Source organism: Imperialibacter sp. (genome assembly GCF_048007035.1).
Lineage (GTDB): Bacteria > Bacteroidota > Bacteroidia > Cytophagales > Cyclobacteriaceae > Imperialibacter.
Genome location: NZ_CP180355.1, coordinates 5,492,188 through 5,516,907 on the forward strand (window position 1 = coordinate 5,492,188; position 24,720 = coordinate 5,516,907).

A 24,720-nucleotide genomic window follows, 5' to 3' on the forward strand; every position below is an offset into this window, starting at 1 on the left:
CATGAAGAAATTATCTCTAGCATTTGTGGCCTTTCTGGTTTTAACGGCTGCTGCCTTTGGTCAGGGAGCTGTTCAGCTAAATGAGCACGCTGATGACCTGTTTAGGAATGGACAATATGCTGAGGCGGCACAGTTTTACCTCCAGGCACTGGCAGAAGAACCGAACAACCAGCTGGCTACCTTCCAGTTAGCGGAGTGCTATAGATACACTTTTAAGTATCAAGAAGCCGAGCTTCAGTATGAGAAAATGATTAATCTTTCCGAAGCCAACTATCCGACAAGCCGGTATTATTTCGCCTTGATGCAAAAGCTCAACGGAAAGTACCAGGAGGCGATGGAGAATTTTCAGGCATACTTAAAGTGGTATAATACCAACCCTGATAGGATGTTGGCATTTAAGACGCTAAGACTACAGGCGCTTGTAGAAAAGGAAGGCTGCCTCCTGGCCCTTAACGAGTTTGCAAACCCGGTTCGACATGCTGAATTCAAGGTACTTCCATCTCCGGTCAATACACAATACGATGATTATGCTCCTTTTATATTTAAGGGTGACTCTTCTCTTATGATGTCTTCGTCCAGAAAATCATCGACAGGCTCTGTGTTTGATGCAAGGCTGGGGCAGTCAACCGCTGACCTTTTTCGGTTTGAGCATTCAGGAGATGCGTGGACAGAAATTGGAAATAAGGATAAGTTTTCCAACCTGAACACTAAAAACGGAGAGGGGTCCGGTATTTTTAACAAAGACAATACGAAAGTCTACTTTACCTACAATCCGCCAGCTGGTTCGTCAACACCTTCTCAGATATCGAAATCGGAGCTTATCGATGGCAAATGGAGTGAGCCAAAACCTCTGAATGCCAACATAAACGCAAAAAACACTACTTCAAGGCATCCGTCATTGTCACCGGGAAATGATACGCTATTTTTTGTTTCCGATCGGCCCGGTGGGTTTGGTCAGACCGACATTTGGTACAGCGTAGACGCTGGCAATGATAATTGGGGGCCGGCTATCAACCTCGGACCCGCCATTAACACTAGTATGGACGAAGCCACTCCGTTTTATGACCAGGAAGAGGGTGTTCTTTTCTTCGCCTCCAATGGACACAGAGGGTTTGGAGGGTTTGATATCTTCATGACGAACGGAAATAACTTCGAGAATTCCGAGATTTATAATATGGGTTTTCCATATAACTCAAATCGGGATGACTGGTTTTTTATATTGGGACAGCAAAGTGGCTATCTTACATCGGGCCGAGACGGTGGGGTGGGAGGACAAGATATTTATACCTTCCATATTGAGACTGACCAGGAAATTATTGCTGAAATTCTGGAAGAAGATGTGGTGGCTGGCCGTAGCTCCGTTTTCTCAGATGACTACAATTTCGACACCAACGACATAGAAAAGGTCGAAGAAGTGATCTCTCATTTTCTTGCGGCACGTATGTTCAATACGCAAGTGATGCTTACCGCCGAGCAAAAGGCATTTTATGATAACTTATCCGAATCAGACAAAGAAAAGATTGAGAGGATTGTCAACTCCAGGGTAAGGAAAATGTCGGAAAGAGACCTTAGAGCTGTGAGAACGGAAGATGAGTTTTACTATCAGCAGCTTTCTACAGGCGACAAGTATTCAATAAACAGGATGGTGTCTTCTTATCTTGAAGAAGACGGTCTGGGTCTGAACGTGACGCTAAGCGATGAGGAGAAGGCATACTACGAGCAGCTTTCAAAGGATGCCAAAGAGAAGATAGATCAGTACATTACGCTGAAAGTGACCGAGTACCGAAACAAGGAAGTACAAGATGAGTATTTCCAGTCTTTGCCTACTGCGGATCAAACTCAGGTTAAAACGTTGGCTCGGAGTTACCTGCTTCAGAAGAAATCAATCGAAAATCTAACGCTGGGTGTAAATACGAATGTTTTTCTCAAAAAGCAGGATGAGCAGTCTATGGAGCGGGCCGAGGCCTCCATAGTTAACCAACTAAAGAACCTTGCCCTTGAAAGTGATTTCTCCTTGAACGAAGACGACAAAGTATTCTATCAGAATTTACCTACTGAAGAACAACAATCTATTGACAGACTTGTGACTGCGTTTCTGGCGGCGAAGCCGTCAGATTTTGATAAGAACATTACCCCGGCAGATCTTGATTTTTACAATAAGAAACCGGCCGGACAAAAGGCGCTTATTGACAAAATTCTTGTTAGAAGGCTTCGGAACCTTTCTTTCTCAGATGAGTATATTTTTAACCATGCTACAGCAAAACAAACATTGCTACTCACTAGTTTGAACACCAAAACAAATGGGAGTGTGATAGTGGGTGAGGTTGGAAATTTATTAACTGGTGCCAATAGAAATGCTTATAGTGCTCTTAGCGAGGAGGAAAAGTTAAGATTTGCAAGAATGGTGTCCGGTGCCGGTAGCTACGATAAACTAGCCAGTAAGCCGCTGTTGGCACTCGACGAAAATGCATCTGAACCCTCGCAGCTTATTGCGAGTCAGTCTAACAGGCCAATGACTACCTCTTCGTTTGGCAATGCTGCCGGCTCCTCAAGACCAATTGGCGACCAGGCCCTTGCTCAGGGTAACACCAAAGCAAGTAGTTCAGGCAATACAAATAACGTGACGCAAAACTCTGCGATTGCGTCCGCTAGTAATAACTTCGCTTCAAACGACGGTGGTCAGCTCATTATTGACCGGAGAGAAGGGGCGGATGAGCCAGGGTCTGGAAATACACTTTCAAAAGTGGCTTCAAATAGAGCTGCAGTGAGCATGAGCCCTGACCAGAGGGCTCTTTATGAAAGCTTGCCCTCGAGCAAAAGGCAGGCGATTGACAGGATTGTCGCTGTTTCGCTGATCAATAGTGACTACACGGATCGTCCAGAACTGTTTGAAGAAGACAAACAAAAGTTCGCCGAGTTCGATTCGGAAGAGAAGCGCATGGCCAGGCGTATGGCAAAGTTTATGACCGAAGATCAACTTTCTGCGGCTGAAATGGGGGCAATCAAGGATGATTTTATCAAATACAAGAACTACAACCCTGAAATCCGAAAGACTTTCAATCACTTGATTTTAACGGAGGCTTTCAACTATTCTCAGGGTAAGAACCAGGTGGAACTGTTGACAAAAGACAGAGCGCTTAACAACAGTTTAAATGCAGAGGAGAAAAATTTAGTCGAGACATTGATAAACGTAAGGGCAAAGTCAAACACGATTTTTGGTGACCAGATTGACCTCGAAAACAAATATGTTGAATCGGGAATGGTAATGGCGAGTGTTGACCAGTATCAAACTAAAGAGTTCAAGAATATTAAGATTCAGGGGCGTTTGGTAGATTTAAAAACAGGTAAAGCGCTTGCCAACTACCCAGTGGTGCTCGCCAACAGCACAGGTGAAGCAATCAAGGTAGGCCATACAAACCAAAACGGTGAGTTTGTTTTTGACTACCTGGATGGGAATAAGGCCTATAAGATACTCTCAAATAATCAGACTGTGTCTGCTATTAAGCCTGATAATTTCTTCATCAAAGACTTGCAAGTCCGTGGATACAAGGATGGGTTCATTGTACTGAATTATGAGGGTGTTTATTTTGATTCTGACGCAACTGCCATTCGAAGTGAAGGGGTAGTGACATTGAATAAATTAATCGAACTGTATCGGAAAAACCCGGAAATTGAGATTGAAATTCATGCCCATGCTGATAGCCAGGGTGAGCACGATTACAACCACAAACTATCCGATTTAAGAGGAGACGCTGTTTACAATTATCTTGTTGAGCATGGCGTGGATGAGACTGCCCTAACGGTATATTATAACGGAGAGGGCGATCCCGTTGCAAGCAACCTGACAGCGTATGGGAGAGCGTTCAACAGAAGGGTGGAACTTGAGATATATTCCACAAAGTCACTCCAGGCTGATTTGGCTAAGGTTTACGTCACACGCCCGGGAGCATCCATTGAGGCAATAGCTAGTGCTTTTAATTTGCCGGTGGATAGAATACGGGCTATGAATGGTCTGCAGTCAGGCACAGTTAAGCCATACACACCTATTCGGGTAGAAGGTAAGAACAGCATTAAACCAAGCCTTAGTCTCCTTGTCGAATTGAATGACCACGCAGTTAACTATAAGCAATACAAAGTGAAGAAAGGAGAGTCGATCATCACAATAGCTGAAAAGTTCAATCTCCCCGAAGAGCTTCTGCTTGAGCTAAACAACCTGAGGGGGTATCAATTGAACCCGGGAGAGGTAATTGATATATACGTGTCCTATTAAGGGTTATCTGACCATACAGAATACAAAGGGCTTCGCTAATACCAGCGAATCCCTTACTTTTTACTCGCTGGTAAGTCGCCAAGTTTTAGGGCATAGACTATAAAGAAAACCAGAGAAGTTGCGCTACAACCAAAGTACAGCCAGCTTAATTTGCTGCGAGACACTATGCATCTGCTCTGTTAATCAACCTTTTCCTATCAAAATGAATGATCCCCAGAAATAGGGACTTTCATATTTCTCCCTTACGTTCAACTGTGCCTTTCGAAATGACTCACGAATGTTTCCTGAACTCAGGTAGTACTTGTAAAAGGAAATCATCAGGTCTTTAGTGACCTCGTCATCAACCTTGTTTAAACTTAGAATCAGATTTCTGGCCCCGGCCACTTTAAGAGCTCTCTGAAGACCATAAACGCCCTCGCCATTCATTACTTCTCCCAATCCTGTTTCACAGGCAGACAATACCACAAGGTCGGTGTTGTCAAGGGTGAGGTTCATTGCTTCGTAGGCAGTTAAAATACCATCTTCCGACTCCAGGTCTGCATCTTTCCCGGTTACATAGTCTACAAAGAAATTATTGGCATCCGCAAGCACAAGACCTGACTTGAATAACGGATTAGTGTCAGTGGTGTTAACGTTTTGTGAAATAAATGGTGGATTCTCAAGGAAGTAACCATGAGTAGAGATATGCAGAATTTTAGGGCTCACCAAACTCTTGATTTTTTCTTCCCGGGCCAGTTTGTCTGTACTTATTTTTGAATTCCATCCCGCATCCCGAAGCATGTCATCAATTGTGTGTATTTCGACCATGGTGCCAGGCAGCGGTTGAAACATGTTGATAAAAGCAGTCTTGCTGTTTGTTGCCAGCTCACTGGGAATGTGACCATAGTCAGGGTTACCTATAAGGATCGCAGTTTTATCATTGTTTTTTTCGGCTCTGCTGAATTCTACAACGTCTTTGGTACTTGTGACAAAATTTACGTCCAGCACATCGGCCAGGTATTTCTTTTGATTAGGAATGTATAGCGTTTCAGGGTTAAACTTATTGTAGACCCCATCAGGAGAGAAATAGATTTTTTTCACACCACCTAAATGCTCCTGTATTTTGGCCCAAAACTGCACGTAGGTTTCGTTGTCTGTCACGCCAAATTTCAGAGAGTTGAAAAAGGCTGAGTAGTACTGCTTTTCGAGCTGATTACCATTGTTGAGCAGAACCAGCTCTGGGTTCGTATATGAATCGGGCTTTATAATTAGGGCCGCATACTGTATGTGATCCGAGAAACCGTAGATAAGGTTGTCGTCATCACCATAGAGGCTTTTGAACTCCCGGAATCTGACAATCTCTACGGCTGCCTCGCCTTCTTTTAGGTTTCTTCTGATGTCGACCCAGCTGTATTGTTTGTCATCTCCAGAGGTGAAGTAGGAGGATTGGTAGGCCAGTTTCTTTTCAAGGTTATTAATATTGACCTCAAGCTCATTGATATTGATATTCATCTCCTTGAGCTTGGCTGTACCTACCTGGTAAAACTTTGCCAGACGGGCTTTCAGTGTCTTCCAAAGAATAAAGTCCTGGATCAATTGCTCATCACCGCTGGCGAGTACATTCTTCCTCACTTTATCCGAAGCGTAGAATATAATCGCCTTTGTTGCCAGTTGGTTATCGTATAAGTCTCCCAGTATGGCGGGGGACTCTTTCATGAGCTTAAGTGCTATAGTGTTGAAGCGCTCTACGTCCTGCCGAACCGTGTTGTAAAAAACTTCCCTTTCAATTTCGCTGAGCGCCGGAAATATCTTTGCTACCTGACCAACTTGTATTTTGATAGCCTCCTTGAAAAACTCACCTGATTTTTTCGGTTGGTCATGTGTGATATAATAGAGACCCAGATTCTCCAGCGACCGGGCGTAAGAAGGATGGTTTTCGCCCAGGCTCACTTTTCTTAGGTTTAGTGCCTGAAGATAAAGTGCCTCCGCTCTTTGATGATCGCCAGTGTTCGAGTAGAGAACGGCCATGTTGTTGATCAAAGTGGCATAGTCAGGATGACTCTCCCCCAATACTACTTTGTCTATTCTTAGTGCGTCTTCATAGTATTTTTTCGCTTCATCATATTTTTTCTGAGTCCGACGGATTCCAGCCATGTTGTTGAGAGAAGTAGCGTACTTGGGGTAGTATTCTCCATAGTTTGCCTTATATATATCCGCTGACTCCTTGAAGAGCTCAAAAGCCTTGTCCAAGTCGCCTCTGTCGTTGTAATAACTAGCCAGGTTGTTGGCAGCGGTTGCGTAGTTGGGGTGTCGGGGACCAAATATTTTTTTACTTAGAACAAAGGCTTCTTGCAAGTGCACGCCTGCCTTTTCATAGTTGCCGAGGTCTATGTATAGAATTCCCAGGTCATTCAATGTTTCCAAAATGAGTCCCTGGTCAATTCCTTCTCGCTTCTTTTTTAGGTCAAGCGTTTTCAGCAATACTCTTTCAGACTCACCGTATTTACCCAGGTATTCATAAACTATGCCCAGGTGCTCCAGGTTTTCCAGGTATTCTAATTTGTGTGTGAGTGAATTGGCCTCATACAGTTCGTCGCTATGCTGAATAAAAGAAAAGGCTTTGTCCGGTTGGCCCAGTTTAATGTAGATTCTTCCGAGGTCGCTGTAGGAGTTTGCCATTAGAAACATCACCGTCGAATGATTTTGTTCGATGAGCGTGTGGGCCTTCTCAAAATTTACGGCGGCCATTTCCAATTCGCCAATATGTTCGTAGAAGCTTCCCAGCTCCTGCATCGATTTAATATAATCGGTACTGCGATCTCCCTTAGTTTTGCCGATCACCTCTAGCAACTCTTTATAAAAGCGCTCTGCAGCCCCGAAATCCCCCAATATCTTACTAACATTCGCTGCGTTGGTAAGGGCGTTTGCATAATCTTCATTGCTGGTTTGCCCAATCTTGCGCCAGGTCTCTACAGACTTCAGAAGGTATTTCTTGCTGTTCCCCAGGTCGTCGACATCCCAGTACAGCATTCCCAGGTTATTAAGTAATACTGCCTCCTGCCCATTGGGCTTACCTGCATTTTCCGCACTGAGTGCGCTATAGGCATCTTGCAGATACATCAGAGACCTTTTCTGATCTGTATCGAAGTAGTAGTCGCTACTATCCAGCAGTGATTCCCAAGTCTGTGCAGAGAGGTTAGAATGAATGGACAGAGATAGAAAAATAAGAAAAAACAGAATGCTACTTAATCTGAATTGCATCACGTATTGGTTTAGGTAGAAGTCTAAAATGCTACTTTGTCTACAAAGGTTTGGTTGGCTTTGCAAAGCGTTTCAAAGCATCTTACAGCTTGATAAAGCTGCAAGGGACTTAAAAAATGACTTAACAATAAAGTTATTCAATTTTATGAAACAGAGTTTTGCCTAAAGCTAACTTTCTCGAAATTATTAGCAGCAATAGGCTCCTGTGCTCCAAACTAAGCAATAAAGACGTTAGTCATCTTCTTCCATAGCAACCGGCGAAGGGTAGTCAAAAAGGAGGTTTTTCTTTATAGCAGCAGCCACCTTGTGCGGAACAAATTGCTCCCAACCATCTTCTCCATTTTGTATCATTGTCAGCACTTTGTCCGAAATGATGCTCAAATTTTTCTCATTAACTTTCGATAAATCTTCTATTTTTTTATTTTCCAGAAGGTAATCGTAAAGGTGTCTGAGGTGCCCGGCTGGTTTGAAATTGGCACAAGTCATCAATTCTTTGGACTCAAAATCTTTGATGTAGGGGTAAACAAACAGTTTAATATTTATACCAAAGAGCTCTCCAAAAGCTTGAAGAATTCCACCATTTAGGTCTGAGTAGTACTTTTCATCAAAAATCCTAAGCAAGTTGTTGAAGCCAAGTATGATTCCGATTTTCTTCCCCCTTGTGTATTGAGCGAAATAGGTGGCTAGTTTGTAATACTCCTGATAATTTGAAATGATCACGTTTTGACCAAGCGAACAAAGGATGTCGACCCTGTCAAGAAAATCATTTTCATCGATTTTACCATCCTTGGTTAAGTCGTTGAGAGTAAGCTCCGAGAGCACAATGAGCTTCTTTGGGTCAACGTCAGCTTCTTTTTTGAACTGCCTCAAGCCGGCAATCATCATATCCACATTGACGAGCGTCACCGGTCTGAACCTTCCACGAAGAACGAGAACATTCTTTTTGTACAGTGCTTCCGACGGTTGCAGCACGTCTCTATTGGCACCAAACATGGCCATTTGCGTCAACCCGTTTTTAACAAGCTTCAAGCTCATCAGGCGGTTGTCCACATGGTGGAAGTCGGGGCCCTCCAGGCGGAACATGTCAATTTCTATTCTGCCCTCACTCAGGTTGTCGATCAGAGAAATGATAAACTCTTCCGGATCCATGTAATGATAGCAGGCGTAAAGCAAATTAACGCCAACTATACCCAGTGCTTGCTGCTGCCACAGCGCATCAGTGTCGTTCAGCACCAGATGGATAATGCAGTCATTGGGCTGTGTGTTGGGGTGAAGCTGAAACCGGATGCCTATCCAGCCATGCCCCTTATTGGTTCTTTTGAAATTGAGCGTTTCGACGGTATTGGCGAAAGCAAAGAAGGTTGTTCGCTTGGCTCTGTAGCTTAAGCGCTTGGTCAGCAGGTTATACTCTTTATCCAGCATTTGATGCAGGCGAGGCTGGCATACGTACCTGTCGCAGGGGCCGTAAATGGCATCACTGAAGGTCATGTCGTAAGCCGACATGGTTTTGGCTATGCTGCCCGATGCTCCTCCCGCCTTGAAAAAATGAGCTGCGGTTTCCTGACCGGCACCTATTTCAGCAAAGGTGCCATAGATTTTCTCGTCAAGATTTATTTTTAGTGCTTTTTCCTTGGTAGTGAGCTTTCGAAAGGATGCATCCATACACTTAGTCCTGTTTGAACAAAATTAGTCGTATTATTATTAAAACTGAATCTTTGAGGGGTGTTTTTAATGTAAACAATCAAAGCACCGTTTTGATTTCTAATTCACAAAAAAGCTTACTAAAGCATCCCTATTTTTGATTATAACGCAAAAAAAATCCGCCTTGTCGGGGCGGATTTTAAATTTACTATCCACTTATCCTACTATGCCAACGGATATCCTGATTTCTCTATCATCACACTGGCTATCTCACGTCTCAACTGTATGGTGTTGACAGGATTCATTTTGGTGAATCGCTTCAGCCCCATGAGCATCACTTTCTGTTCGTCGCCTTTCACAAAACCGGCAATTGCCTCTTTTCCGGCGTTGTTCACTTTTTCCACTGCCTCGGCCAAATATACACGGGCAAGTTTTGCCTGAAGAGCGTTGGCACTTTCTCCGGTTTTCGACACAAGCTTTTCAGTTCTCAGCAATGTCGACTCAGCTACATATACCTCAATCATCATGTCGGCAATGCACATCAGTATTTCCTGCTCGTCATTCAGTTTAGGCCCAAAAGTCTGAGCCGCCTTGCCGGCTACCATCAATATGGCCTTCTTCAGGTTCTTCAATACTTCTTTCTCTTCTGCAAAAGGCTTGGTAAGGTCTGGTGATGCAAAAGAGGGGACTGAGGTAAGTTCTTTGGCCACCGCCATCGCTGGCTGTAGTATATCGAGCTCGCCTTTCATGGCTCGTTTCAACACCATGCCCACGAGAAGCATTCTATTGATTTCGTTGGTGCCTTCATAAATTCGGGTGATTCTGGCGTCCCGGTAGGCCCTGGCCATTGGTGCTTCTTCAGAGAAACCCATACCACCATAAACCTGGACACCCTCGTCAACCACGTAGTCCAACACTTCGGAGCCATGCACTTTAAGAATGGCGCACTCGATAGCAAATTGCTCCACACCTTTCAGCTTGGCTTCATTTTCAGGCATTCCGTTCGCAATAAGGTCGGTGATTTTGTCGTCGATATTCTGACCCGCCCGGTAGCAGGCCGATTCTGTCGCATAGGTTTTAACCGCCATCTCAGCCAATTTGTGCTGAATAGCACCGAAAGACGAAATGGAAACACCGAACTGCTTGCGGTCGTTGGCATATTGGGTGCTCATAGTGGCCACCTCTTTGCAGCCGCCAATAACGCCGGCCGCAAGTTTAATACGTCCTATATTGAGGATGTTAACCGCTATCTTGAAACCATTTTCTCTCGTTGAAAGCATGTTTTCGACAGGTACGGGACAATCGTTGAAGAAGATTTGGCGGGTAGATGACCCTTTGATGCCAAGCTTCTTTTCTTCTTCATTCATGGTGATGCCACCGAACGTGCGCTCTACAAGAAATGCGGTAAGGTTCTTGTCGTCATCAATTTTGGCAAATACAATAAAAAAGTCAGCGAACCCACCATTAGAAATCCACATTTTCTGCCCGGTGATCAGGTAGTTTTTGCCATCGGATGAAAGAACGGCTTTTGTTTTACCCGAATTTGCATCGGAGCCCGCATCTGGCTCAGTGAGGCAGTAGGCTCCTTTCCATTCCCCGCTGGCCAGCTTTGGGATATACTTATTTTTTTGATCTTCATTGCCATAGTACAAGATGGGGAGTGTTGCAATCCCCGTATGCGCACCGTATGCGGTAGAAAATGAGCCGGCCGAGCTGACAATATCTGCAATTAGCATACTTGTGTTGAAGCTCATGCCAAGGCCGCCATATTGCTCAGGAATGGATATGCCCAATAACCCCAGCTCACCTGCTTTTTCAAGCACTCCTGGCATAAAACCCTCTTCAAGACTGTCCATTCTGTCTACGTTTGGCTTGATTTCCTTTTCAATGAAATCTCTTGTGGCTTCCGCCATCATTTTCTGCTCTTCCGAAAACTCCTCAGGAATAAATATCTCGTCGGCTTCAGTTTCTCTGATCAGAAATTCACCTCCCTTGATGGCATCTTTGGCAACTGTAGTTTCCATGGCTAATGAAGAATTTTAAGTTTTGTAATTCGAATAAATAGTATGCATGCATACTATTTCAAATGTAAAGAAAAATAGTATGCATGCATAATAAATTGGCATGAAAAATTTCAGGATATCGATCGCACATATCATTGTTGACCGATTATCAGTTTAGCTAAGATTTTTTCCCCGAAATCAGTTAATATGGAGCGTTAATGAGCCGTGAACCCGAGCTCAAGATTTTGAGATATGCTTGAAGACGCCCTTTTAAAAATACTACCCAGGTCACGTGTGAAAACACGCCTGATTGACCGCTACGCCTACGCAAGCGACGCCAGCCATTTTTACCTGGTGCCAAAAGCTGTGGTACAGCCCATCACAGTTGACGAAATTCAACGGCTTTTCGCTGTTTCGCAGGAGCTGAGCATCCCAATTACGTTCCGGGCGGGAGGCACCAGTTTGTCTGGCCAATCCGTTTCTGATGGCATATTGGCCGACCTGAGTAACTATTGGCGAAAGGTGACACCGGAGAATAATGGAGAAACCGTTAGGGTGGAGCCGGGAGCCATTGGCGCTCATGTAAATATTCACCTAAAGAAGTTTGGTAAAAAAATAGGGCCGGATCCAGCTTCGATCAATGCTGCCATGATAGGGGGTATCCTGTCCAATAACTCAAGCGGCATGTGCTGTGGTGTGGTCAATAATTCTTATCACACGCTGAAGCATCTCACTTTTGTGCTTCCCAATGGGCAGGTTTTTTCCACAGAGAGGAAGGAAGACTATGATAGATTTTTAAAAGACTGCAAAGAAATAGCAAGCAGCTTGTTGGCACTGAAACAAGAGGTCGAGCAAAATGAGGCCCTGGTTGCCCGTATTCGCAAAAAATACAAGCAAAAGAACACCGTGGGCTATTGTATGAATGCCTTTCTAGACTATGACCATCCGCTCGATATATTGACGCATGTGATTATCGGGGGAGAGGGGACGCTGGCATTTATCGCTGAAGCAGTGTTAAATACGATTCCTGATTTTCCCTTCAAAATGACGGGCATGCTCTATTTTGACAATCCCGCCGAGGCATGTAACACCATTGCGGCACTGAGGGATACTGGAGCCGAGGCTTTGGAGTTTATGGATAGAGCATCGCTCAGATCGGTGGAAGACATGCCCGGGGTTCCTGATTTTATTAAAACATTGCCTGAGCAGGCCTCGGCCATTTTGTGTGAATACCAGGAAAGTACGCAGGAGCGGCTGGACGCTAAATACGAAATAGCGAAGCCGACTTTGGCGAAGCTCCCGATGCTATTTGAGCCAATCTTTACGCAAAACCCAACTGAGCAGGCGCTGTACTGGAAAATCCGAAAAGGAATGTACCCTTCAGTGGCTGGCATGCGGGCGAAAGGCACGTCAGCACTAATGGAAGACTTTACTTTCCCAGTCGAAAGGCTGGGAGAGGCTGTCGTAGATGTTCAACAGCTTTTCGTGAAGCATAAGTATGAAAATGGGATCATCTTCGGTCATGCGAAGGATGGCAACCTGCACTTTGTGGTTTCGCAAAGTTACGCTACTCCGGAGGCAATAGCCTTGTATGAGAAGTTCAATGATGACTTGTTTGACCTGGTACTGAATAAGTACGACGGCGCTTTGAAAGGGGAGCATAGCTCTGGCAGGGCTGTGTCGGCCTATGTGGAAACAGAGTGGGGGCCCGAGGCCTACAGTGTTATGAAAAGGCTGAAGCAGCTGATCGACCCGCACAACTTGCTCAACCCAGGCATTGTGATCACCGAAGACAAAAAATGCCATGTTCACAACCTCAAGGTGATGCCAATTGTGGAAGAAGAGGTCGACAAGTGCATTGAGTGCGGATTCTGTGAAAATAGCTGTCCCAGTCGTGACTATACTTTAACTCCCCGGAGGCGAATTGGCATTAGAAGGGCCATCAAGCGGGCAGAAATGGCGGGAGACCATGCTACAAAAGATGCCCTGTTGAAAGACTATGCTTTTGATGGCATAGAAACCTGTGCTGTCGACGGGATGTGTGCTACCAATTGTCCGGTTGATATTAATACAGGCGATTTGGTTAAGCGATTAAGGCGGGAAAACCATTCGTCATTTGAAAATAAAGTAGCCGTTGGTGTTGCCAGGAATTTCAAATGGATTGAGAGCGGCACCAGGCTGGCACTTTGGAAAGGATTTCTCCTGAACAAGCTGTTCGGTCAGCAGTTCATGCCAAAGCTGACTTCGAGAATGAAACGTATCATTCCAGGTATGCCGCTCTGGTCCAATCACTTTCAAAAATCGGCTATCAGGGAGCTTTTTAAGGCGGGTCGCAGTGCACCGGGCGAGGGCCAGTCGGTCGTTTACTTCTCAAGTTGCATTTCAAGGATGATGGATGGCGATGGAGTGAGAGCTTTTCTGTCCGTGTGCAAAAAAGCCAATATCAATATCGTATTGCCCGATCAGTTGAAAGGGACGTGCTGCGGGCAAGTCTTCTCTTCCAAAGGCTTTGCAGAGGCATACAAGTTCACTGCCAACCAGGCTATTGAACGACTTTGGCAAAGCTCGCAGGAGGGAAAAATTCCGGTGGTGCTGGACGTGACAAGCTGCACTCAGACCATAAAATCCAGCAGACCGTATCTTACCGATGCCAACAAGGTGCGGTTTGACAAACTGATCATTCATGATGTAATTGATTTCGCTGCCGAGATAGTGTTGCCACAATTGCATATTTCAGCACAGAAAGACAAAATTGCGTTTCATCCAGTCTGTTCGGTGCAAAAAATGGGCTCTCTCGATCAGTTAAAACGAATTGGCAAAGCCTGTGCTAAGGAGGTGAAGGTTCCGGAATTTGCGGGCTGCTGCGGCATGGCCGGCGATCGTGGGTTTTACTACCCTGAGTTGACGAAGGCGGCGACAAAGAAAGAGTCGACTGAAGTAAAACAGGAGACGTACGACGGATACTATTCCACCTCTAAGACTTGTGAGATAGCACTGTCTGAAGCTGTGGGTAAAAATTACGAATCGGTGATGAAGTTGCTGGATGAAGTGAGTAGTGCGAAAGGAGGATGAGGAATTGAGGAACTGAATATTTGAGGAGTCGAGTATTTGGGTCATCGGAGATTTGAACTATAAATTGAAAAAGATACGTTATGCACCAGTTTTACTTTGAAAGGTTAGAAGTTTGGCAGAAAGGGAGAATCCTTATCAGGAAAGTGTACACTCTTTCGAAGAAGTTTCCGGACGATGAAAAATTTGGAATGACATCTCAAATACGACGAGCATGTGTTTCTATAAACTGCAATATTGCCGAAGGGAGCAGCAGACATTCAGGAAAGGACCAAGCTCGTTTTACCGAGATAGCATATGGCAGTTTGATGGAAGTGTCGAATTTGCTTTTGATAGCTTCCGATTTAAATTATATCGAGGAGAAAGAAGTGGATCAGCTTAGACCCATGGTTGAAGAGATAAGCAACAAATTGAACGCATTGAGAAATACTCAGCTTAAAAGGTGACAGAATGGAAGACTGGGCATTACGGATGTTTGATAGGTAATCAAGATTCTTTCAAATACTCAAATGCTCAACTATTAAACTGCAAACTTTGTACAGACCGAAACAGGAATTAAGATAATACTAGTCAAACCCCTATTGATATATGACTTACAGATTCAATCCCCCTCATAGAGTACTAATGGGCCCTGGCCCGTCAGATGCACACCCGAGAGTGCTGAAGGCCATGTCTTCGCCGCTAATTGGGCATCTTGATCCTGAGTTTGTCAGGATGATGGACGAGGTGAAAAGCATGGTGCAGCAAACATTGTTGACCAAGAACAATCTCACCTTCGTTGTGTCAGCACCAGGTTCGGCCGGCATGGAGACCTGCCTGGTCAACCTGCTGGAGCCAGGCGACGAGTGCATCATTTGCGTCAATGGCGTTTTTGGTGGCCGGATGGTCGATATAGCCGAGCGCTGCGGTGCAAAAGTTCACAGAATTGACACCGACTGGGGCAAGGTAACCGAAGTGAGTCAGATCAAAAAAGTGTTGGATGTTTGCCCAAAGCCAAAGCTGGTAGCCATTGTCCACGCTGAAACTTCCACCGGAGCCATGCAGCCGTTGCAGGAGATAAGTGAGCTGGTGCACAATGCAGGTTCGCTGCTCGTTGTTGATGCCGTTACTTCTTACACAGGAGCCCCCCTTAAAGTCGATGAATGGGGCATAGATGCTATTTACTCAGGGTCGCAAAAGTGCCTCAGTGCCCCTCCCGGGCTTTCGCCGGTAAGCTTGTCTGAAGCAGCCGTGAAAGTCCTCGACAATCGCAAGACCAAAGTGCAAAGCTGGTTCCTGGACCTAACCATGGTGAAGAACTACTGGGCAGGAGCGAAGCGGGCCTATCACCACACCGGCCCTGTGTCTGCCATTTTTGCGTTGCACGAGGCATTGAATATTGTTTTAGAGGAAGGCTTGGAAGAGCGCTGGGCCAGGCACGAGGTTGTGCACAATTATTTGAAGATGAAATTGGAGGCATTGGGCTTTAAGTTTGTGGTAGATGAGCAGCATCGTTTGCCGAACTTGAATGCCGTTTACTTACCTGAGGGTGTCGACGAAGCTGCGCTCAGAACTCGTTTGTTAAACGACTATAATATCGAAGTTGGTGGGGGCTTAGGCGTGTTTGCCGGCAAAATCTGGCGAATAGGTATTATGGGCGAAAGCTGTACCAAAAACCATGTGAATATGCTGGTGGGTGCATTGGAAGAGATGCTCTAGGAAATTGAGGTATGAAGGTGGGGCATTCATCAGGAAAATAGCTAACTTCTTGCCAACCTATACCTGACATCCGATGAAGAGAAAGGAGTTTTTGAAGACAACCGGAGCATTTGTAGCCGGATCAATGATGGTGCCGCTGGTTTCCTGCGAAGATAAACCGTCGGAAATTCGAAAGAACTGGGCGGGCAATTACCAGTACAAAGCGAAGAACCTTCTGGAACCCAAAACCACCGAGGAGCTTCAGGGGCTTGTTAGAAAGCTTTCGAGTCAGAAGGCGTTGGGTTCCAAGCACTGCTTTAACAATATAGCTGACAGCCCCGAAAATCAGATATCCACCAAAAACTTCAACAAAGTTTTGGGGATTGATCAGGAGGCGATGACGGTGACGGTAGAGTCGGGCGCCAGGTATGGCGAGTTTGCCCCGGAGCTTCATCAGAAGGGCTTCGCTTTGCACAATCTGGCTTCTCTGCCCCATATTTCTGTTGCAGGCGCTGCTGCCACAGCCACCCACGGGTCGGGTGTGGGGAATGGAAACCTGGCAAGTGCTGTGAAGGGACTCGAACTGGTAGATGGCAACGGCCAACTGGTGAAATTGACAGAAGACGATCCTGAATTTTATGGAGCAGTCGTCGGCCTTGGCGCATTGGGCATTGTTACGAAAGTGACGCTCGCTATTGAGAAGACCTTCGATGTGAGGCAGGACGTTTTTCAGAATTTGCCGCTGGCATCTTTGGAAAAAGATTTTGAAGCCATTATGTCTGCCGGCTACAGCGTCAGCTTATTTACTGACTGGCAGAACCAGGTGATCAGCCAGGTGTGGATCAAACGGCGGATGGACGAGGAAATAACAGATGCCTGCGTTGAATTCTACGGAGCAACTGCTGCCACCCAAAACCTGCATCCCATTACCCGCCTTTCAGCTGAAAATTGCACCGAGCAACTAGGTAAGCCCGGCCCCTGGTACGACCGCCTGCCACACTTCAAAATGGGCTTTACGCCCAGCAGTGGCGAGGAGCTGCAGTCTGAGTTTTTCGTACCCATGGAAAACGCCGTTGACGCTATTTTGGCGCTGGAGAAAAAACGTGACCTGATCTTTCCTCAATTGATGATCACTGAAATTCGCACCATAGCAGCCGATGAGCTGTGGATGAGCACAGCCTACAGGCAGCCAAGCGTAGCCATTCATTTTACCTGGAAGCAAAATCCAGAAGAAGTTAGAAAGCTGCTGCCGATGATTGAAGCTGAGCTCGCCCCGTTCGGAGTGAGGCCGCACTGGGGCAAGCTGTTCACCGTAGCTCCCGAAACTTTGCATGGCAGATACCCAAAATATCAGTCGTTTTTGGAGCTAGTCAAAAAATATGACCCACAAGGCAAGTTCAGGAATGAGTATTTGGATTTGAATGTTTATGAAGGGTAGCGATTAGTCAATCCTCTCATACAAAATCCGCCAGCTCAGCGCCCAGGTTTTTCCTCCATCCGATGAGAGTTCCCAGTCCCATGTAAACGAGTCGTGTTGGATGTTGTAAAACACCATGCGCTGCTGGATTCGCTTGTCGCCCCGCTCAAATACCTGGGTTTTAAAGATTCGTTTGTCCCCCACAAATTCACCTTCGAAATCGAAATAGCCACCCTGGTTATCAGCCCAGGCCTGTTTCCATCTCTTAAGCTGGGGCTGGTAAATGGAGATGCTCGTGCCTTTGAAACCCTTGTTTTGGCCGCCGTGGAGTTCGAAAGTCTCTCGAACCACTGTTCCGTCGAGAATTTTGTCAATGATGTTGATGCCGTATTGTTGCACACCATCTCCCTCGTCGTAGGTTGCTTTCCATTTTCCTAACCAAAAGTCGAAGTATTGGGTTGTGTCAATTTTGCTAAGTTGAAGTTCCTGGCAATGTGCCGCAAAGCCGAAGCTTACCAGAGCAATTGAGATGATCCTTTTCATAGATTGATAGTTTTTGATTCCCAGTCAATCTATGTTGAAAAAAGACAAAAGGAGTTAATCCATGGAAATGTTAACTGGTCTTTTATGAGCGTTTCTCCATTCCGCCGGCGTTTTCCCTGTTACTTTTTTGAACGACTTATAAAAAGAGACCTTGTTGTTGAAACCGCTCAGGTGCGCTATGTCGATCACCTTTTCATTTGTGTCATTCAGAAGGTGGATGGATTCCCTTATCCGGTAGTCGTTGAGCAGCTTGTTAAATCCATCGTATTTCTGGTTGATAATTTCACTTAGCTGATATGGCTTTAATGATAAGTCGTTCGAAAGGTCGTTGAGCCTGTATTCACCATTCAGGTAGGGCTTGCACTCCCTGAAATGGCGCTCGATTTGTGAAAGTACTGTTTCCGAAATGTAGGTGCTCAGCTTTTCTTCTACAGCGAGTTGGTTGATGAATTGGGGCTGGAGATAAGATTTGATCAACAGCGCATAAATAAAGAAGAATGAAGCGGCGGCAATCAGGTAGTCAAATTCCAAAGTCAGTGTTTTTGTGGCAACCATAATGGAGTAGAGCACAAACAGCAGGGCATAGGCCAGCAATGGTACAAATAGCCAGCGCCGAACGTTGTCTTGCCTGCCTCTTGCGAATGGGAAGGAAAGAACCACATATATAACCAGGTGAAGCGGCTGCAAGACGAAAAGAAACATAGGGCTTACCGGCATGTATAGAGCGAAGACGGCCACAAGGAAGGGAAGAAAATGAAGGAGTGTGGGCCACTTTGTTGCCTGTTGGATTGACATGCCTCTAATGAGAAAATAGAAAAGCGGAGCGATAAGAAAAGTGAGGTATTGAACCCACCACAGGTAGGTGGGCGTACCCAGTTTGGCCCAATAGGCCACATAAAAGGCAAGCAGTAACGCAAAGAACAGAGAAATCAGCGAGAGGTGGTCAGACTCAGAACGACGGTATTTTACTTTGAGTAATACGGAAAGTAAAACCCCCTGAAAAGCCCCCAGGCTAAATAGCAGAAGTGTTAGTTCGTTTGCGGGCATCCGATTCATTTGTTTGTACCTGGTAAACAACCGACAGCTGGCGCCCCCTAAGAGCCAGTTCTGGCGTTGATAAAGCGCACTTCGAAGATCTTGCCGTTACTTACTTTGTAAATGGCAATTGCTTCAAGCCGGGGTTTGTTCTTGTCAAAGACCACACTTTCGTGGTCAATAACCGTATTGCCTAAAACAGTTCGGTTGACAATGTCGCAGTGGAGGTCAACGGCAGTTTGAAAGAAACCTTCGTATCCTTTTCTAAGGCTGCCAATTCCGTCCATAATTAGCCTGTCGGGGTAGTTGTAAATCTTGACGGTGTCGCTGTATGTGTCAAGAAACTTGTCAATGTCTCTGGCATTGTAGGCGTCCAACTGGCGGCTCACTACGTCAACAGGGTCGGTTGAGTGCTGGGCCTGGCTGACTGTGGCTACCAGCGCAAATGCGAAGAAAAAGAGTATGGTTTTCATGCTTTTCAATTCAAGGTCGATTAAAGATAAAAACATCCATCCAAACCCTGCGTCATTTCATCCGGCTTCTTCTACAGTTCAGTCACTTCTATTATTAAAGCGGTCGGGAGCATGGCACCTTTGAATCATTCAACGACAAACAAGTGATTCAATGATACAGCAACTCAAAATCTTTTTTTATGTTCTGGCGCTACTTTTTTCAACACCACTTATTGCGCAAACAAACATCAAGGGGGTGATTACCGAGAAATCAGGTGAGCCTATTCCCGGCGTCAACATCTATGTTGACGGCACTTATGATGGTGCTACCACAGACATGGAAGGGGCGTTTTCCTTTGAAACTGAGGAAGCCGGAGACCACCAGGTAGTGGCGACGTTTATCGGCTACAAGAAGCATGTGACGGAGGTGAAGCTGGAAGGCAACCCAATAGAGCTGACCATCCAGCTCCAGGAGGAAATCAACAAGCTCGACGGTGTCACCATTACAGCAGGCACTTTCGAAGCAAGTGATGAAAAAAAATCGGTGGTGCTCAAGCCGCTCGACATTGCCATGACTGCCGGGGCCACTGCCGACATTCCTGGAGCGCTGAACACACTGCCAGGAACTCAAAAGGTAGGAGAGTCGGGAAGGCTTTTCGTGCGGGGAGGGGCCAGCACAGAAACCAGGACTTTTGTTGATGGCATGCTAATGAACAGCTTCTACAACACCAGCGGCCCCAATATGCCAGGTCGCTCAAGGTTTTCTCCCTTCCTGTTCAAAGGCACGTTTTTCAGTACAGGCGGCTACAGCGCTGAATATGGTCAGGCGATGTCGTCGGCCCTGGTGCTCAACACCTTTGACCTCCCCGAGCAAACCGAGTCTCACATTTCTTTGATGAGTGTAGGTGGAAGCGCAAGCCACACTGAAAGATGGGAGAGGGGTTCCGTATTCGGAGAGCTTGCTTATACTAACCTGAAGCCATATCAGTCGCTGATCAACCAGGCATATGACTGGGAAAAGCCTTCTGAATCGCTGGGCGGTTCTTTTATGGTAAGACAAAAAAGTGGGAAGAGCGGAATTTTCAAGCTTTATGGCTCGTTTGCCAATGCTTCCTTTGCGCTTCGTCAGCCTGATATCAACAGCCCGGGCGGCAGCAATAGAATTGCCATAAAGAATGGGTACAGCTACCTGAATGCCACTTACAAAAACCAACTGGGAGGTGGTTGGTACTATAGCGGAGGTGTTAGCCAAACCATTTCGGAAGACAATATTGACTTCGACGCCGACCGTGTTGACAATGGAGAGCATGCATGGCATGTGAAATCAGTCTTCACTAACGATAGCAACGAGAAGGTGACGCTTAAGCTCGGTCAGGAGGTAATTGTCAGAGATTTCACCGATAACATTACAGCAGCAGAAGGGCAAAGTCTGATCAATGAAAAGACGGAGACGTTGCCCGCTACGTTTGCAGAGGCTGATGTTTACCTGTCCAATAAGTTTGTGTTCAGAACGGGAGCAAGGTTGGAGTATTCGTCTCTCATTGATAGCTGGAACCTGGCACCAAGAGCATCGCTGGCCTACAAAACCACAGCATTCAGCCAGGTGTCCTTCGCTTATGGAAGGTTTTACCAAACGCCAGATAATGAACGCTTTCGGGTAACTACCAGCCTTTCGTCTGAAGTTGCCTCTCATTACATCCTTAACTACCAAATTCAAAAAAACAACCGAACCTTCAGAATAGAGGGCTACATGAAGGCGTATGATAAGCTAGTGAAATACAATGGGAACGAACCTTATAACCCAACCTACTTCAACAATAAGGGGTATGGCGACGCCAATGGGTTGGATATTTTCTTCCGAGACGCCAAAACGTTCCGCAACATCGACTACTGGGTGTCCTATTCATTTCTCGATACCGAAAGAGACTATCTCACATTTCAGTCGTCAGCGGTGCCTGGGTTTGCTTCGAAACATAACTTCTCTTTCGTTTACAAGCACTTTATTGACGCCATCAAGTCGCAGGTTGGGTTTACTTACTCTTATGGCAGCGGCCGCTACTATAACGACCCCAACAAAGATGGGGTCATGAACAGCCAGCTTCCCAGCTATCAGGACTTCAGCTTTAACATAGCTTATCTGTTTCGTCCGCAGGTTATCTTCTATGCTTCAGCCACCAATCTGCTAGGTCGGGACAATGTCTTCGGTTACCAGTTTGCAGACAACCCAAACAGCGACGGTGTGTTTGAGTCGAGAGCTATTGGGCAGCCAGCTAAACGTTTCTTGTTCCTTGGAGTTTTCATTACACTCTCGAAAGACAAGTCAAAGAATCAACTCGAAAACTTATAATTCAACTTAAATATCATAACGATGAAAAATGTACTCATGATGATTTTGCTACTGGCTGGCATTGAAAGCCAGGCCGGCGACAACCAGGGCAGGCTGGTAGTAAAAGTTACCAATCTGGGAGACCTGAAAGGCCAGGTAATGGTAGGCTTGTTCGACAAGGAAGACAATTTTCTGAAAGAGCCAATAAAGGGTATTTCAGCCAAAGCAACAGCCGAAGGCCAGGAGCTTGTTTTTGAAAACCTGCCTTATGGCGATTATGCGGTGAGTGTGATTCATGATGAAAATGAAAATGGCGAACTCGACACTTTTCTGGTCATCCCTACTGAGCCCTACGGCTTTAGCAACAACGCCATGGGGAATTTTGGACCTCCCAGCTTTGAGCAAACCAAAATCAGCTTCAAAAAAGATACGTCTATTGAAATAAAACTTAACCGTTGATTGCCATGAAAACACTTAAAATAACAGCAGTAGCTTCTCTTTTGGTCTTATTTTCAGTTGCCGACATCAAAGCGCAGAGCTCCTATGAAAAAGGAATGAAAGCCGCTTTGGAGCAGTTGTTCTCTGCTGAAGGTGGCAAGGAGAACTGGCAGAATGCCGCCAATAAGTTTGAGAGAATTGCCAATGTGGAAAAGGATAAATGGCAGCCAAGCTACTACGCTGCGCTCGCCTATGCATGGATGGCCACAAAAGAGGAGGGTTTGGCACTGCAGGATGAAAAAATGAACCGGGCGAGGAAGTTTGTGGAAGCTGGCCTGGCGGTGTCTCCCGACAATGTGGAGCTGATTACTATGCAAGGGTACACCGATATGTTGAGCATTGCCTTTGACCCGGGAACGAGGGGCCAGACTTTGTCCACGAGGGTTTTTCAAACATTTGGCAAAGCCATACAAATGGATCCAACCAACCCAAGAGCCAGGCTTTTCATGGCCCAAATGCAGGACGGCACAGAGAGCTTTTTCGGCCAGGGACACGAGGGTTCTTGCCAAACGCTCACCAAAGCAGTAGAGAACTACGCTTTGCAAAAGGACAATGGAGATTTCTCACCCACCTGGGGGCAGGGGTCGGCCGAGCAAATGCTGAAAAATTGCCAGAAACCGGCTGAGGGAGAGGGGAACTAAAGTTACACCATGGCTCATCAAATACTTGTAAATTAATCGAGCCTGTTGCACTTTAAGCTTCGTTTGGTTTTCTTCAAAAACAGAGATGCAAATCACCAGAAAGACTGTTCTACGGGAGTTAAAGGAAATTACCCTGCTAATTGTAGCCGGGGGCTTAATTGGTGGCTACCTTTCCTGCCGTTCTTGCTTTAGTGAGCTTAATTCATTTACGGTAGCCATCTTTTGTCTTAATGCTGCGTTCTGGCTGTTTTTCTGGAAGGGTAATCAATATCTTTCCGAAATTATAGAAACACGGATAAGCTGGCTGGAGGCACCAGGCAAGCGGCTGTGGGTGGGTTTGGTTGTCATGGTGGTGTATACTTTGGTTGCAGCATCTATCATCTATTACTTATTTTATGTGGCATACATGGGGAAGGATTTAGCCACACTGCTATCCTCTGGATTCATGTATAACCTCGTCTTTCCGGTGTTCTGCACCATGTTGATCATGACATTCTTGTTTGGGCGGCAGTTTTTTATCAGCTGGAGGCAAACAGCTATTAACTTTGAAAAGCTAAAGTCGGAGCAGATGGCTTCTCAGTACGAAGCACTAAAAAGTCAGGTCAATCCGCACTTTCTGTTTAACTCATTGAATGTCCTTACCTCACTTGTTCATCAAGATCCGGACACTGCTGTGAAGTTCATTAAGAAGCTGTCGGAGGTGTATAGGTTTGTGCTGGAGTCAAGAAAGCAGGAGCTGATAGACCTTTCTACAGAACTAAGGTTTGTAAAAGACTACCTCTTCCTGCAGCAGATTCGGTTTGGCGATAACCTCAAATATGACATAAGTGTTCCTGATGCATATATGCATAAAGTGGTGCCTCCATTGTCAGTTCAAATGCTGGTAGAAAACGCCATCAAGCACAACGAAATTTCGCAAGAACATCCCCTGACAATCGCTATTTCAGTTGACGAGGAAACCTTGCGGGTTTCCAATACGCTTCAGGTAAAGCACACCAGAGAGCCCTCTTCAGGAACGGGGCTAGACAATATTAAGGACAGGTATGAGTTTCTGAGTGGCAAGAAAGTAATTGTCACACAGGAGAACGGCAAGTTTGAGGTAACCCTGCCGCTTTTAACCCTCGATAAAGTTTAATGAAGGTTTTAATAGTTGAAGACGAAAAGCTGTCGGCCGACAGACTGGCCCAGATGGTCAGAAAGATCGTGCCCGACGTAGAAATTCTTGCCCAGATCGATTCAGTAAAGAGAACAGTGGAGTGGTTGGCCAGCCAGCCAGCTCCCGACTTGTTGTTTCTCGATATTCAGTTGGCCGATGGGCTGAGCTTTGAAATATTTGAGAGGGTAGAGGTGAGGGTTCCCATTATTTTCACTACTGCCTACGATGAATACGCCATCAAGGCCTTCAAAGTGAATAGCGTTGATTATTTGTTAAAGCCCATTGACGATGACGAACTGAAAGCGGCCCTCATGAAGTTTAACAGTTTGAACAAACCACCTGCTGGTTCGCTAGGTTTGCCGATTGATAAGCTGGAAAACCTTTTGGCGGGGTTAGCAAAAAGCTACAAAGAAAGATTTATCATTAAGGTGGGCGATCACCTGAAATCAGTGGAGGTAGCTGATATTGACCATTTTGTAAGTCAGGAGAAAGCCACTTTTGTTCAAAACAGGGAAGGTAAAAGGTTTATCATTGACTTTACCCTTGACCAGGCAGAGGCGCTGATCGATCCCTCAGCCTTTTTTAGGATAAACAGGAAGTACATAGTGTCGTTTAAGTCCATCAAAGACATCATTGCCTGGTCCAATAGCCGATTGAAATTGGTGTTGCATAACTGCAACGACACGGACGTTGTTGTTGCAAGGGAAAAAGTAAATGCTTTTAAAATGTGGCTGGATCGTTAATTTTAGAGA

At 45.7% G+C, this 24,720-nt stretch carries 16 protein-coding genes; 10 read left to right on the top strand and 6 right to left on the bottom strand.

Annotation, left to right across the window (positions count from 1 at the left end; genetic code table 11):
• The first annotated feature begins 1 nt into the window (after position 1).
• A complete protein-coding gene (locus ACMVP2_RS23645) occupies positions 2–4,270 on the top strand; it encodes an OmpA family protein (protein ID WP_416865385.1) in 4,269 nt (1,422 codons plus the stop codon).
• A 183-nt stretch (positions 4,271–4,453) separates the two neighbouring features.
• On the opposite strand, the gene ACMVP2_RS23650 is transcribed toward ACMVP2_RS23645, so the two are convergent.
• The 3 genes from ACMVP2_RS23650 to ACMVP2_RS23660 all read right to left on the bottom strand — a co-directional run bounded on the left by ACMVP2_RS23650 (position 4,454) and on the right by ACMVP2_RS23660 (position 11,175).
• Positions 4,454–7,510: a CHAT domain-containing protein gene (locus ACMVP2_RS23650; protein WP_416865386.1), complete on the bottom strand. Its 3,057-nt coding sequence runs from the start codon at positions 7,508–7,510 to the stop codon at positions 4,454–4,456.
• Between the two features lie 231 nt (positions 7,511–7,741).
• A complete protein-coding gene (locus ACMVP2_RS23655) occupies positions 7,742–9,172 on the bottom strand; it encodes a TonB-dependent receptor (RefSeq protein WP_151999898.1) in 1,431 nt (476 codons plus the stop codon).
• A gap of 203 nt (positions 9,173–9,375) precedes the next feature.
• Positions 9,376–11,175: an acyl-CoA dehydrogenase family protein gene (locus tag ACMVP2_RS23660; RefSeq protein WP_416865387.1), complete on the bottom strand. Its 1,800-nt coding sequence runs from the start codon at positions 11,173–11,175 to the stop codon at positions 9,376–9,378.
• 273 nt (positions 11,176–11,448) lie between these two features.
• On the opposite strand from ACMVP2_RS23660, the gene ACMVP2_RS23665 reads away from it, so the two are divergent.
• The 4 genes from ACMVP2_RS23665 (at position 11,449) to ACMVP2_RS23680 (ending at position 17,338) form a co-directional block, all read left to right on the top strand.
• Positions 11,449–14,226: an FAD-binding and (Fe-S)-binding domain-containing protein gene (locus tag ACMVP2_RS23665; protein ID WP_416865388.1), complete on the top strand. Its 2,778-nt coding sequence runs from the start codon at positions 11,449–11,451 to the stop codon at positions 14,224–14,226.
• Positions 14,227–14,306: 80 nt separating this feature from the next.
• On the top strand, positions 14,307–14,669 hold the full coding sequence (locus ACMVP2_RS23670; RefSeq protein WP_339791699.1) for a four helix bundle protein: 363 nt from the start codon (positions 14,307–14,309) through the stop codon (positions 14,667–14,669).
• Between the two features lie 142 nt (positions 14,670–14,811).
• Positions 14,812–15,921 (top strand): alanine--glyoxylate aminotransferase family protein, encoded by a 1,110-nt coding sequence (locus ACMVP2_RS23675; protein ID WP_339791698.1) that lies wholly within the window; start codon positions 14,812–14,814, stop codon positions 15,919–15,921.
• 73 nt (positions 15,922–15,994) lie between these two features.
• Positions 15,995–17,338, top strand: coding sequence for a D-arabinono-1,4-lactone oxidase (locus tag ACMVP2_RS23680; RefSeq protein WP_416865389.1), 1,344 nt, complete (start codon positions 15,995–15,997; stop codon positions 17,336–17,338).
• A gap of 3 nt (positions 17,339–17,341) precedes the next feature.
• Here ACMVP2_RS23680 and ACMVP2_RS23685 read toward each other — a convergent pair whose 3' ends face one another.
• Genes ACMVP2_RS23685 through ACMVP2_RS23695 form a run of 3 tightly spaced genes read right to left on the bottom strand, consistent with a single transcriptional unit; the run spans position 17,342 to position 19,368 of the window.
• Positions 17,342–17,860, bottom strand: coding sequence for a hypothetical protein (locus ACMVP2_RS23685; protein WP_339791695.1), 519 nt, complete (start codon positions 17,858–17,860; stop codon positions 17,342–17,344).
• 54 nt (positions 17,861–17,914) lie between these two features.
• Positions 17,915–18,907: a helix-turn-helix domain-containing protein gene (locus ACMVP2_RS23690; protein ID WP_339791694.1), complete on the bottom strand. Its 993-nt coding sequence runs from the start codon at positions 18,905–18,907 to the stop codon at positions 17,915–17,917.
• Positions 18,908–18,954: 47 nt separating this feature from the next.
• A complete protein-coding gene (locus tag ACMVP2_RS23695) occupies positions 18,955–19,368 on the bottom strand; it encodes a nuclear transport factor 2 family protein (RefSeq protein ID WP_416865390.1) in 414 nt (137 codons plus the stop codon).
• 151 nt (positions 19,369–19,519) lie between these two features.
• Here ACMVP2_RS23695 and ACMVP2_RS23700 point away from each other — a divergent pair, with 151 nt between their 5' ends.
• The 5 genes from ACMVP2_RS23700 (at position 19,520) to ACMVP2_RS23720 (ending at position 24,711) form a co-directional block, all read left to right on the top strand.
• The gene (locus ACMVP2_RS23700) at positions 19,520–21,694 is read left to right on the top strand and encodes a TonB-dependent receptor (protein ID WP_416865391.1); all 2,175 of its coding nucleotides are present in this window, start codon (positions 19,520–19,522) and stop codon (positions 21,692–21,694) included.
• A gap of 21 nt (positions 21,695–21,715) precedes the next feature.
• Entirely contained in the window at positions 21,716–22,132 is a 417-nt protein-coding gene (locus tag ACMVP2_RS23705) for a DUF2141 domain-containing protein (protein ID WP_339791688.1), read from the top strand.
• Between the two features lie 5 nt (positions 22,133–22,137).
• Positions 22,138–22,812 (top strand): hypothetical protein, encoded by a 675-nt coding sequence (locus ACMVP2_RS23710; RefSeq protein WP_339791686.1) that lies wholly within the window; start codon positions 22,138–22,140, stop codon positions 22,810–22,812.
• An 85-nt stretch (positions 22,813–22,897) separates the two neighbouring features.
• Positions 22,898–23,947 carry a sensor histidine kinase gene (locus ACMVP2_RS23715; protein ID WP_416865392.1) on the top strand — a complete coding sequence of 350 codons (1,050 nt, stop codon included), beginning with the start codon at positions 22,898–22,900 and terminating at the stop codon, positions 23,945–23,947.
• Positions 23,947–24,711 carry a LytTR family DNA-binding domain-containing protein gene (locus ACMVP2_RS23720; RefSeq protein WP_339791682.1) on the top strand — a complete coding sequence of 255 codons (765 nt, stop codon included), beginning with the start codon at positions 23,947–23,949 and terminating at the stop codon, positions 24,709–24,711. The genes ACMVP2_RS23715 and ACMVP2_RS23720 overlap by 1 nt, the downstream gene beginning before the upstream one ends.
• Positions 24,712–24,720 lie beyond the last annotated feature (9 nt).